8 protein-coding genes are annotated in these 12,275 nt (G+C 58.1%); 6 read left to right on the top strand and 2 right to left on the bottom strand.

Translation table 11 applies throughout. The features are described from left to right. Positions 1-294 precede the first annotated feature (294 nt). Positions 295-1,335, top strand: coding sequence for a hypothetical protein (locus NBG89_RS29680; RefSeq protein WP_416068514.1), 1,041 nt, complete (start codon positions 295-297; stop codon positions 1,333-1,335). Positions 1,336-1,374: 39 nt separating this feature from the next. On the opposite strand, the gene NBG89_RS29675 is transcribed toward NBG89_RS29680, so the two are convergent. Together NBG89_RS29675 and NBG89_RS29670 are read right to left on the bottom strand one after the other, a co-directional pair. Continuing rightward, positions 1,375-3,645 carry a tetratricopeptide repeat protein gene (locus tag NBG89_RS29675; protein ID WP_416068515.1) on the bottom strand — a complete coding sequence of 757 codons (2,271 nt, stop codon included), beginning with the start codon at positions 3,643-3,645 and terminating at the stop codon, positions 1,375-1,377. Positions 3,646-3,738: 93 nt separating this feature from the next. Continuing rightward, positions 3,739-6,672 (bottom strand): Tn3 family transposase, encoded by a 2,934-nt coding sequence (locus NBG89_RS29670; RefSeq protein ID WP_431324658.1) that lies wholly within the window; start codon positions 6,670-6,672, stop codon positions 3,739-3,741. A gap of 661 nt (positions 6,673-7,333) precedes the next feature. Between NBG89_RS29670 and NBG89_RS29665 the strand changes: the two genes are divergently transcribed. Genes NBG89_RS29665 through NBG89_RS29645 form a run of 5 tightly spaced genes read left to right on the top strand, consistent with a single transcriptional unit; the run spans position 7,334 to position 12,174 of the window. Further along, positions 7,334-8,497 carry a UbiA family prenyltransferase gene (locus NBG89_RS29665; protein ID WP_416068517.1) on the top strand — a complete coding sequence of 388 codons (1,164 nt, stop codon included), beginning with the start codon at positions 7,334-7,336 and terminating at the stop codon, positions 8,495-8,497. Next, positions 8,494-8,916, top strand: coding sequence for a GtrA family protein (locus NBG89_RS29660; RefSeq protein WP_416068518.1), 423 nt, complete (start codon positions 8,494-8,496; stop codon positions 8,914-8,916). The genes NBG89_RS29665 and NBG89_RS29660 overlap by 4 nt, the downstream gene beginning before the upstream one ends. Beyond that, a complete protein-coding gene (locus NBG89_RS29655) occupies positions 8,913-10,238 on the top strand; it encodes an FAD-binding oxidoreductase (protein ID WP_416068519.1) in 1,326 nt (441 codons plus the stop codon). The genes NBG89_RS29660 and NBG89_RS29655 overlap by 4 nt, the downstream gene beginning before the upstream one ends. Further along, positions 10,238-10,972, top strand: a complete 735-nt coding sequence (locus NBG89_RS29650; protein ID WP_416068520.1) for an SDR family oxidoreductase — start codon at positions 10,238-10,240, stop codon at positions 10,970-10,972. The genes NBG89_RS29655 and NBG89_RS29650 overlap by 1 nt, the downstream gene beginning before the upstream one ends. Then, positions 10,969-12,174: a hypothetical protein gene (locus NBG89_RS29645; RefSeq protein WP_416068521.1), complete on the top strand. Its 1,206-nt coding sequence runs from the start codon at positions 10,969-10,971 to the stop codon at positions 12,172-12,174. The genes NBG89_RS29650 and NBG89_RS29645 overlap by 4 nt, the downstream gene beginning before the upstream one ends. Positions 12,175-12,275: the final 101 nt, after the last annotated feature.

The raw sequence follows: 12,275 nt of genomic DNA, 5'->3' as shown, positions 1-12,275 counted from the left end.
GGTTCCGCGCAGCCTCCCGTTCTGGACCTGGGCCGTCGCCCTTGCAGGCCTCCTGGCGATCGCGGTCCTCTCGTATATTCTGGGCAGGGAGCATCGCCAGGAAACAGCCGTGGAACCGGCGGAGCGCGGAACGGCGCTGATGGTCATGCCGTTTTCGGCGGAAGGTGACGGCGAGCGATATCGACTAATGGCCACCGGCATCGCCGACCAGATCACCGCCGAACTCAGCCGTTTCCCGATATCCGCCTCTATCTGCCTCAGCCGACGACAAGTCCGCAGGCAGCCGAAGATCCAATGCAGGCCGGCAGACGTCGTGGCGTCTCCTATGTCGTCGACGGCAGCGTGCGCACCGATGCAGATACGGTGCGTATTGGCGCCAAACTGGTGGACGTATCAAGCGGGCGCATCCTATGGACCGGCACCTATGATCGCAAGCTAACGGCGGCGAGCCTGCTCGACGTTCAGGGCGAGATCGCCGCAGAGGTCGCGACGGTGCTCGGACAACCCTATGGCGTTGTCCACAACGACGAGACGAGCCACCTTCCACGGGATATCACGCCGAGTATGCCAAGCTATGAATGCGTGCTGCAGGCCTATGCCTATCGTCGCAGCTTCACGCGCGTCCTGTATGGACCGGTCCAGACATGCCTTGAGGCGGCGGTCAAGCGCGACCCGGATTATGCCGAGGCGTGGGCCATGCTCGGCTGGACGCATCTCGATACTGGGCGCTTCGGCTGGACGGCCGACGGCAATCTCGAACGGGAATACAATCTTGCACTCGATGCTGCCTCCCATGCAGTGACCCTGAACGGCCGTAGCGTGCTGGCCCTGAAGGCGCTTTCCTCGATCAACCACTACATGGGCAACTTCGAGGAGGGCGAGCGCATACAGCGGCGGGCGCTGTCGCTCAATCACAACGACCCCGATACGCTGGCGCAACTCGGCTGGCGATTGGCTGTGCGCGGAAAGTTCGCAGATGGGATCCCCTATCTCAAACAGGCAATCGACCGCACGGTCAATCCGCCTGGCTGGTACTTCCACCTCGTCTCTATCGACCACTACCTGAACGGGCGCTATGCGGAAATGCTGAACGCCGCAAAGAACGGCACCGTTGACGGTTCCGGCGTGAGTTGGTCACTGGTGGCGATCGCTCAAGGCGCGCTTGGAAACGAGGCGGCCGCCCGCGACGCGCTCGAAAGGATGGCGGCAGTCGCGCCGGCGCTCAATCGCGATCCAGCCGCCGTCTATCGCCGCCACCAGGCGACTGAAGACATTGTGGACGCACTGGTCAAGGGCCTCAGAAACGCGGGCTGGAGGCCTCCCGAAAGCCACTAGCGCGGATCGCAAGTGCCATCATGTACGATCCGCGCGTCCCTATCTTCCGGCTCCAGCGATGGCGCGTAGCTGCCGCAGCAGATCTTGGACCTGCGTATTCCCCGGCTGCATGCGATTGAAGGCCTCGGCCAGCTTCAGCGTCTCGTCGAATCGTTGGAGCTTGAGACCGAACTGGATCGCTGTGCCGAGCATGTTGGCGTCGCTGGCGCCCGAAACAGCCGCCCAATAGAGCATATCGAATGCCTCACCGGTTCTGCCGACGTCGTCAAGCGCGATCGCCAGCGTTGTGCGGTAACGCGAATTGGCCGGATCAAGCCGGGACGCCTCCCGAAATTCCTGTAGGGCCCTTGCTCGCTCCTGCGTCCGCACCAGCGACAGCCCGTGACCATAGCGCAATTCTGCGCTGTCTGGCAGAGCGGCGACCGCGTCGGCATAGACGCGCTGGGACTGTGCGTTGTCGCCCTGGCTGCGGTAGAGTTCCGCAAGATTTGCGTGCGCGCCGATAAGTGATGGATCCAGTGCGATCGCGCGCCTGAGAAGCGTCTCCGCCTCGCCCGGGCGACCCTGACGGGCGAGAAACAGTCCGTAATCGGTTTGTGCCCCGGCAACGTCGGCATTAGCCTTGGCATAGGTCTCGAGTTCCGCCACAGCCGTGTCGAAGGCGCGACGCTGGTCTCCTAAAAGCGAAAGTGACGGCACAGGACCGAGTGCCGTGACGGCAGCGATGCGAATCGCCCTAGCCTGGTCGGAGAGGAGGCTACCAATCGCCGCCAGCCTGTACTCCGGCGGCAGGTTCTCGGCTGCGCGTGCAGCGCCCAGTCGCACCAGCGCATCCGGATCGGACGCCGCTCGCTTGACGTCATCCACTGACGCCGCTCCGCTGAGCCTGGCAATTTCGGTGACGGCGCTGCCCTTCACAAAACCGGGCTGCCCGCGGTCGGCGAGAAAGCGGCGCAACGCGTCGACGGCGCTGATGTCGTTATGGCCGGCGGCTGCAAAAGCATGGGCGATCGACGGCCGCTTACGCCAGTCGCTTCCGTACCAATCGTCCAGCCGTTCCGCCGCCCAGATGTTCGTCTTGTCCTGGTGGCAGGTGGTGCAGGCATTGGGCGTGCCGATCGTTTCCGAAAGATCCGGCCTTGGGATGACGAAGGAATGATCGCGCCGGGGGTCGACCTTCATATAGGTGCGCTTCGGCATGTGGCAGTTGGCGCACTCTGCGCCGGGCGAGCCCTTCGTATGATGGGTATGCGCCGGCGTGTCGAATTCGCCACTCGGATCGAAACTCGTGTCGGCAAAGCGGTCCGGCGCCGTCTCGGCGTGACATTGGGTGCAGAGCGCATTGCCCTCGGCCTTTACCCTTCCCTCATGAGGACGGTGACAATCAAGGCAGGTGACGCCAGCGCGCGCCATCTTGCTCCTCTGGAAGGAACCGTACTCAAAGACTTCGTCGAGGATCTGTCCGTCCGGGAAATAGAGTTCGCTGCGCATCAGATCAGGCGCGTACTGGTCGAGAAAGGCGCGGTCGGGTCGGGACATCTCGACAAGCCGCACACGCCGTGCATGACAGCCGAAGCAGGCGTCCGGCCCGACCTCGGGCAATCCCTTGTCCCCACTCATGCTGCCGGCCCTCGCCCAGGCGATATGCGCAGCGCCCGGCCCATGGCACGACTGGCAACCGATGCTGGTCGCGACATAGGAGGAGGCGTAGGAGCCGGTCGTCGGCGCAAAATTGCTGACCGGGTCGGTGGAGTGACAGTCGATGCACGTCCGGTTCCAGCGATAGAACGGTCCTGTCCAATGATAGGTGGAGCCCGGATTTGCTGGATCTCCATTGCCGAGCCAGAACCACCGTCGCGCTTCTGTATCCCAGGCGATGTCGAAGGCTTGCAGCTTGCCGCCGCCGAGATCGATCAGGTATTGTTGCAGCGGCTCGTAAGCGAAAGTGTATTTGATCGCGAATTCGCCTTGCTTGCCATCCGGCCCCTGGGTTCGGACGAAATAGTCCCCGTCGCGGCGGAAGAAGGTTGTCATGATGCCGTCATGCTCAAAGGTCACATCGTCGAAATCGCCGCGCACCGTCCTGTCGTTGGCGACCGCCATCGCCTTGGCGTGGTGCGACGTCGAAAGAGCGTCTACCTCGCTCTGGTGGCAGGTGGCGCATTCCGCCTCGTCAGCGAAGCCTTCGTGGAGGGAGATCAGCGGGTCGCTTGAGGACATGTTCCCTCTGGCCGCCGGCGCCACCGAACAGGTGAGCAGGATGGCAAGGCCGAGACTGAAGGTGGTCGAGCGAGCTCTCTGGATCGACATGGCCACGTGATTGTAGATGAGGCGTGTTTACACGCAAGAGCGACATTTTGTTTATAAGCGGCCTTGTTTGTAGGCTCGGGGGTACGCTTCCGGCTAGGCGGCGGATCTCGCGTCGAAGTCGATCCGGCGCGCAAGATCAAGATCGAAGGCGCCATACGGGTTGATGTGAGCGTAAATTAGCGGCGTCAGTCCCCGGTAGTCTTCGACGGCCATACGTGCCGCCCAGGCCGGTTCGGTCAGCACATTCTGCATCATCAGGGTATTGACGTAGACAAGGCAGTTCTGCAGCAGGTGCAAAGCCAGAACCGAGATTTCCTGGTCTTCGAGCCGGTTCGTCGCGACCTCGCCGCTCTTGCCGAAGAAGATGAAGCCGTTGGCGCTGTTCCAGTTTTCGACGACGTTCAGCCCCTCGTTGATTTCGCGCCGGAAGGCTTCCGAGTCGAGATAGCGGGTGAGGAAGATCGTCTTGACCGCCTTGCCGAGCTCGGCCAACGCCTTATAGGTCGGGTGCTGGATGTTTGTCCGCGCGAAACGGCGCAAGATTGATTCGGCATCGGCTGTACGATGCTGCAGGGCCGCCGCATATTTGATCATTTCGTCATATTGCTGCTCGATCAGTTTCCAGTCGATCGCCCGCGTCAGGATCGGCAGCAGGTTTTGAAGCTCCTGCGCCATTCCGGCATCAGGCAGGTAGAGCTTCTGGCGGGCGATCGCCTTGAGGCGCGGCGCGAGTTCGAAACCGAGCAGCCGGCAGAAGGCGAAAGCGACCTCGCTCTGCCCATGGCTGTCGACATACTGGCTCTGAATTTCAGCGTCCGTGCAATGCCGCAATACCCCTTCGATCATCGCTGCGACTTCGGAAGAGGAGCAGCGCTTGAGCTGCGAATAAATGCAGGTTGCCTGGCGTGCGACGTGCCAATAGATCATCACACCGCGCCCGCCATAACGGACATGCCATTCGGCCATCAGGTTCTGATCCCAGGCGCCGAACTTTTTCGAGTCCGACGCGCACGACGTGGTGCCTTCGCCCCAAACAAGAGGGTCGCGCACGGCAAGCAAGGCGTTGGTGACAGAGGCAGTCGCTGCCTTTAGCGCCTCTTTTTGAATGAAGCGACGACGGACATGGAGCAACTCGGCATAGGTGACACCCTCCGTGCCGGAACTGACACGCTTCAGCCCGGCATTGGTGCCGAGACCGTAAAGGCAAAGCAGCAACCGGCGTTGCAGGGTGTCAGGGTCGAGGATAACGCGATCGCCGGAGGTCCTGAACTGCTCCAGAAAACCTGTCCGCAGCGCGGCTTCCTTGAGCACGTCCAGCAGACCGGTCGCTGGCCAGCGGCGTTCGATCTCCGCCTTCACCGTATCGAGATTTGGTTGGGCCGGCAGTGGCTCCAGAGGCGATAGCGAAATACGGTTGCGGCCGCGCCACAAGAGCCGAACATGTCGATTGCCGGGGAGGCCGGCATCCAGGCGACGCAGCCCCGTCGTCATCTCCCCCTTGAGACGGGCAACGAATGCTTGTGCGTCCATGATCTGGCCGAGATCGCGATAATAGTCGGCACGTCGCTCGCCGAAATCCTGGGGCAGGTCCTCGTCCGGGTTGCGGTAGCGGTCGGCTCCAACCACCCAGATTTCCTTGCAGCGAATCCGCTCTCGCAGCGATGTCAGCACGCAGATTTCATAGTTGATGCGGTTGACACGCCAACCGCCAGCATCGTCCGACTCCACGACCAGGTCTCGCCACCGTGCGGGAACCACGCCCTCAATCGGCAGACCGTTCTGCGGGCGAACGATGCGTCGGTCGTCGCCCTCGTCGAGCAGACGCTTGAGCCATTCCAGCGCCGCGATGACGGGCCGATGTGCTGCATTGTTCGACCGGAATTCGAGCAGGCTCAACAACTTCGGCAGCATGCGTCGATAATGACCGCCGTAGGAGGAACGCAGGACCGCATGGACTCGCTGTTGGTAGGAACCGCCAGCCTTGTATTCGCGGACCAGAGCCGCAAGTATCGCTTGGTCGGCAATCGGAAAGATGACCTCGCGCACCGCTCCATCCGGCGCGTCGATCGCCGCCTCGGCGATCCGAGCCAGCAGGCGCTCCTTGCCCTGCACTTTCTGAATGTCCTTGGCGATCGACGCCACGACCTTGCGTTCCGCCTTCGCTGCCATCTTGTGCACCGTCTCGACCAGGAGATCGACGACCGCGTCAACGATTTCCGCCTCGCGGCAGGCAAGGAAGATGGCGTAAAGACCCAGGCGCCGCGGCTGAGGGTGGCGCCGAACTTCTCGCGCGGTTTCCTGGCTGACGCGGCGGTACAACCGCTCCACAGTAGCGGCGCCTGCACCGGCAATCAGGCCGGCCTGAAGCTGCAACGAGCGGATAAAGGAAAGCCGCTCAGCCACGACGAAGATGCTTTCCAATCCAACCCGCCCCGGATCGGCCTTCATGGTATTGAAGCCAGTCGGGCTGTCGGCGTCGGTCAGCGAAACCTCCAGTTTTGCGGCAGCATCCGAGCTCAAGACGGAAGCAATCCGCTGCAGAAAGCCCCCTTCAAATGTGCGGCGCGCCGAGCGCGTAAAACGGTCCACCTCGCCGATCGCCGGCGTTTGGATGTCACGGTCGCGGCACCACAGACAAACCTCGTCAACCATCGCCGCAACCGACATCGCTTTGGGGCAGATCTCAGCTTCAAGCCAGGTTGCGAGATCGTTTCGATCGTCCTCCGTCATGCGACGGATGGCAAGAAACGCCAATATCTCTTCGCGGTGTCGTCGGCCGGTGCGACCGGCCCAGTCATATTCCTCCAGATCGGACGGGGCGGCCGCGAGTTGTTCGGCCAAATAGGCGACGGGTTCCGCCGCGACTTCACCCACATGTTCGGCGAAGCGGCCAGCAAGGCGGTACATCTTCAACTGTGCGGCAAAACCAAGCCGGGTCCGCGGCGGTTTCGTTTCGATCAGCTCCAGTTCGTCAAAACTCAGGCTCCACCACCTGGAAAGCTCTGCTCCATCCCAATCTCGTTTCACGCCACGCTCCCACACGACTCGGCCTGCGTGCAGGCATCTTTGCGTGCGGACATCCCCCATTCAACTCACGAGCAGAATATTCCCGATCTGTTCTCTCAGTTGGCCGTTTTCGCAGCGACGTACGCACCGGGCCCTTTCGCATGGCTCGGCCATGCCTGCACCTCGACAAGGACTTGGAAGCGTCAATCGCCTCATCCGAGCCTTGGCTCTTGAGCGCATCAGTCCGGCAAACGGCAAGAGCAAATCGCGCGAGCCCAGAAAGGATAACTATTGATCGAGCATACTCTTAGGACTTCCGGCCCCGCTGGCTGGTTGCCGAACTGATCAATCCGAAGATCCGCCAGATCAAGTAGTCCAGTGGTTTCGGTCGCTGGCCATTTTCGCTTCCTTCAACTGCTAGTTCTGTGCTGAAAACAATTCGCTTGTATCCATAGTGTGAATGCCAACCATCCAAACAATCAATTTTCCTGATTCTGTTCAATCTTGCATAGCAGAAGCTTCTAATGTGGTGAGGCCGCCCCGTCGAACCAGTTGGTCTCATCGCAACCAGGCAGATACTGAGTTCGGATCGGCCTTCCGACTGGACCATTTCTATGGTGCTCAACTGGATGTTTTTTGTAAGCCAGCTTGATGCCATTTTGGCTCAAAGTGAGAGGATACTATGAGTGTCGGCAGCAAAGACGAGAAGGCTCATGTACACCCAAGTCCAGGTGACACTGGGACCATCGGGTTCGAGCCCCACATCACCCACCATGCATTTGACTCCACGGTATTCAAGAGAACAGTTCGGCCGCGGGTGTTTACCGTCGCGCCCTATGGTTTTGAGAACGCCGGGGCAAATGATGTTGCCGCAATGCTCGACGGTAAGTCTGATGCCTGCGATGGGTTCGCCGATACCCATTGCGGGGGTGGCCAGACAGTGTCGGAAACGACTATAGCTGAAGCGAGGTCCTTCAAGCCCTACGTCAATGCATTTCGGCCGCACCAATGGCTGAAGAATGTGTTGGTGTTCTTGCCGGCCCTCGCTGCACATAAACTCGATTGGCCGACGCTCCTCTTATCACTGGAAGCGTTCGTCTGCTTCAGCTTGGTGGCTTCTAGCGTTTATGTCATGAACGATCTCCTTGATGTCTGCGCAGATCGGGCGCATCCGCGCAAGCGGTACCGCCCGTTTGCCTCACACAGCATCCCCACCGCACACGGAACCTGGATGGCAGCGGGGCTCATTCTTCCAGGCGGACTGATAGCAATGTTCATCGGCTGGGGCTTTTTCCTGGTGGTGGCGGGCTATTTCCTTGTGACCACGGCCTATTCCCTGCATTTGAAACGACGCATTGTAATCGATATCTGTATTCTCGCAGGTCTCTACACCATTCGCATCGTTGCCGGTGGAATCGCGACATCAACTCCGTTATCCGTCTTGCTCATTGCCTTTTCAGTATTCTTTTTTCTGTCGTTAGCCGCGGTGAAGCGACAAAGTGAATTGGTTGACGGCGCCGAGCGTAGGAGTCTGCAGGCTACGGGTCGAGGTTACCACGTCAACGACCTGCCAATCATCTCCATGATCGCGGTTGGGGCGGGGTACGTATCTGTGCTGGTGATGACATATTATGTGAATTCGCCTCTCGTAATGGAGCTCTATCCCCATCCTCAAATGCTGTGGGGCGTCTGCGTAATCCTGCTCTATTGGATCACCCGCACAGTGATGGTGTCGCACCGCGGCAATATGCATGACGACCCGGTGATCTACGCCGCGAAGGATCGGACCAGCCAGGTATGCCTAGCGATCATTCTGGTCTTCGTTGCAGGCGGAGTGCTGAGGTGAAACGGCAGGGTCTAGCGTTACGCTATGCGGCATTCGCCGCCATCGCAATGGTGGTCAATGTCACCATGCAACATTCCGTCCTTCAGTTCGGGAATAGGAGCGCCATTTTTGTGCTTGCCATGAGCGTAGGCACCATTGCCGGGCTGATGATCAAATACCTGCTCGACAAGTTTTGGATTTTCGACGATCAGGAAATCGGCCTCAAAAACGATGGGTGGAAGTTCTCACTCTATACGGCAGTGGGCGCCCTCACCACAATCATTTTCTGGAGTGCTGAGGCGGCTTCCTGGTGGGTCTGGAGAACTGAGCTGATGCGTGACTTGGGTGCTGCCGTTGGTCTGACAATCGGCTATCTGGTCAAGTACCAACTAGATAAACGCTTCGTGTTTGCAGGTCACCGAGTGAGGATTGCTCCATGAAGCTCTCGGGTTGGGGAAGGTCTCCGCTCGTGAACGCGCAAGTCTATGTGCCCCGTGACCTCGAAGCTCTCCAGAAGCTGTTAGCTTCAAAGCCGAGTGTGATCGCGCGCGGCTGCGGTAGGGCCTATGGGGACAGCGCCATCAATTCATCAGCAACAATTGATATGCGGCGTTTGAACCGAATGTTGGCCTTTGATCCGAAAACGGGACAGTTGATCGCGGAAGCTGGAGTTATTCTTTGCGACATCATCGCGGCTTTCCTGCCCCGAGGTTGGTTCCCGATGGTCACGCCGGGCACGAAGTTCGTGACGTTGGGCGGCATGATAGCCGCCGACGTTCATGGCAAGAACCATCGCAAGCATGGAAGTTTTCGGGGATGCGTGGACTGGATCGATGTAATGGGGGTCGATGGCTCCATCCAGCGCTGCTCACGCAAAAGCCACGTAGAGCTCTTTGAGCACACTCTCGGCGGCATGGGGCTGACCGGAATCATTTTGCGGGCGGCAATCCGTTTGCGCTCAGTCGAAACCGGATGGATCCGCCAGACAACAATACCCGCGCCGAACCTCAAATCAGCGATGACAGCTCTAGAACGGGCTCAAGATTCGACTTATTCTGTGGCGTGGATTGACTGCCTTGGGACGGGGAAAAACCTGGGGCGCTCCCTTGTCTTCCTGGGAGATCACGCGAACGCCTCTGATCTTCCAACATATCGGTCTCTGCACCCTTTCGCTACTCCGGCAAAACGCAAACTTTCCGTTCCGTTCAATTTTCCAGGCTTTGCTCTCAATCGGTTTAGTCTTCGGGCCTTCAACGCGCTATACTATCGAATTGGCGTTTGGAATCGAGGTCAGCAACTCGTTGACTGGGATAGCTACTTCTATCCCCTCGACGCAGTTGCCGAATGGCATCGGATCTACGGGCGCAAGGGGTTCGCCCAGTTCCAGTGCGTCATTCCCATAAAGCGCTCGGAAGAAGGGCTCTCGGCTTTGCTGCAGACAGTCGCCAAGGCAGGCTTTGGATCGTTCTTGGCCGTTCTCAAGCGGTTCGGTCCGCAGGAGAGCCGCTTTTCATTCCCAATGGAAGGCTACTCCCTTGCTCTTGATTTTCCCATCACGACCAAAACCTCCCATCTATTGGCAAACCTTGACCGAATTACAATCGAGCACGGCGGGCGCTTTTATCTCGCAAAGGACAGCCGCATGTCTGCTGAAACGCTACGTGCTTCCGATGGCCGGGTTGCAAGCTTCGTTCGAATGAGGGCGAAAAACGGCTGGAAAAGCTCGTTCCAATCGGCGCAAGCGGAAAGACTTGTGCTGTGATGAAGCCGTCCGTTCTTATCTTGGGTGCACGTTCGGATGTAGGCAATGCCGTGGCGCACAAGTTTGCAGCGCTGGGCCATCCGATCCAATTAGCCGCGCGCCAATCAGAAACACTCGATGCTGAAAAGACTAATTTGCAGCTACGATATGGAGTCCCAGTCACCCTACATGAATTTGATGCACTTCTGACGGAAACTCACGCCCAGTTCCTGGCCATGCTGCCCGAGTTGCCCGAGGTCGCCGTAAGCGTCGTCGGCTTGATGGGGAGCCAGGAACGAAGCGAGCGCGATCAGCTCCTCGCCAGTTGCATTATGCGTAGCAACTACGAAGGGCCTGCCAATATCCTGGCATTGTTGGCCAACCGGTTCGAAGAACGCGGATCCGGCACTCTGGTTGGCCTCAGTTCGGTCGCGGGCACGCGCGGACGCGCGACCAATTACGTCTACGGCTCCGCGAAGGCGGGCTTCACTGCCTTTCTGTCCGGGCTTCGCAGTCGTTTGGCGAAACGCGGCGTACATGTTGTGACTGTGCTACCGGGTTATGTCGCGACCAAGATGACTGAAGGCATGAATCTCCCAGCAAGGCTCACGGCGCAACCGAGCGAGGTTGCCGAAAGTATCGTCGTCGCCGTCGAGCGAAAGAAGAACGTTATATACGTTCGTCCAGCCTGGCATATGATCATGCTGATCATCAGACTTATCCCGGAGGGGCTTTTCAAGAGGGTAAGGATGTGATCGGCTTCGTTCCAACAACAAAGCAAATAGAATACTTTATTGCTGGATCTTTCATCATTGCTGGCATGTTCGGCGTGATATGGATTTTCATTGCTCAAGAACCGTTCCGCATATCGAATGGCTCGGAGTGGGATGCAGTATACTATGACAGACTTCTTCGGTTCTTAGCTGCTGAGGGTAGCTTGCGGTCGCGCATAGCCTTTCCATATTGTGCCCGCGTTGGGACACCTTGGATCCTCGTGAACATTTTTCATAATCGCTTCGGCTTTTATGGGTTCAACTTGGTTGCCTCGGGGTTGTTCTCCGCCACTTTGCTACTTGCAACACGCTCACTCTGGCATGGGAGCATGAAAGGTTTGACGGCAGTGATTGCGGCGTCGTCCTTCCTGTATTTTGCGCCGGTAAAATTTACAAACTTCTATCCGGCTTACATGGACCCCCCGTTTCTCCTTATCCTTTCGTTTTGTCTGATTTTCATCATAAAGAAGAACTATCTTCTCGCAAGTATTATATGCTTGGCAGGAATTCCATTCAGGGAAGCTGGTTTTTATCTTCTGCCACTGCTGGTAGGTTTCTATATCAAAAATGCACAGAGAAGCAGCGCCGCTTGGATGACATGTATATCTATTATCATCTCGGGGTATGCTCTAAAAGAACTGATGCTTTTAGTATCCGAGTGCGAACCCCAATCGCAACTCATTACCGCACTCTTTTGGTTCTATCGCTTTCTATCTGAGCCCGCTCATGTCTTAGGCTCGCTCGCTGCTATATCGCTTACTCTCGGTCCGCTGTACGTTGTTTTGGATAAGCGGACATTTAACCACATTAAATCGGACGACACCGTGATATTTTCCATCGTCGCATCAGTATACTCCGGATTTTTGTCAATAGGTGGCGGATCGGACGTGACCAGGATATTTTATAGTTTTCTCCCCTTTTATGTACCTTTGTTGATAAAGTGCTTCGGGGTGTCAAGCCTGACGTCGTTTTTCCTTGCCTGTTTTGGCTGGCTACTCACCAATCATATGCTCCAAAAGTATGAACAGCCGATCTCCGAAGGGTTGAATAATGACATCTCAGGCTTCTTTGCTCAGTTTCCCGACTATGGACATCCCACTATAGCCTTGGTTGTCTTGGGAATGTGGATCGTTCTGGCGACGTTCAGGAGACTAATTGAGCCACTAGAAGTTCATTTGGAGTAACTTGTGGCTTTGACGCCTCGGCGTTGATGAGTTGGGCCATCTTCCGTCGGGGACCGCAGCTTGGGCGAATGGAGAGGCTTTTGTTGCCGTATGTCGCCGTC

Source organism: Rhizobium sp. YTU87027, from assembly GCF_050644135.1.
GTDB lineage: Bacteria > Pseudomonadota > Alphaproteobacteria > Rhizobiales > Rhizobiaceae > Rhizobium.
The sequence above is the reverse complement of the archived record's forward strand: the minus strand, read 5'-3'. Positions and strand labels throughout refer to the sequence as shown.

What these genes read in the sequence shown, in the direction of transcription:
- NBG89_RS29675 (WP_416068515.1), bottom strand. Translation starts at nt 3,645, where the DNA reads ATGTCGATCCAGAGAGCTCGCTCGACCACCTTCAGTCTCGGCCTTGCC.
- NBG89_RS29650 (WP_416068520.1), top strand. Translation starts at nt 10,238, where the DNA reads ATGAAGCCGTCCGTTCTTATCTTGGGTGCACGTTCGGATGTAGGCAAT.
- NBG89_RS29665 (WP_416068517.1), top strand. Translation starts at nt 7,334, where the DNA reads ATGAGTGTCGGCAGCAAAGACGAGAAGGCTCATGTACACCCAAGTCCA.
- NBG89_RS29680 (WP_416068514.1), top strand. Translation starts at nt 295, where the DNA reads ATGCAGGCCGGCAGACGTCGTGGCGTCTCCTATGTCGTCGACGGCAGC.
- NBG89_RS29655 (WP_416068519.1), top strand. Translation starts at nt 8,913, where the DNA reads ATGAAGCTCTCGGGTTGGGGAAGGTCTCCGCTCGTGAACGCGCAAGTC.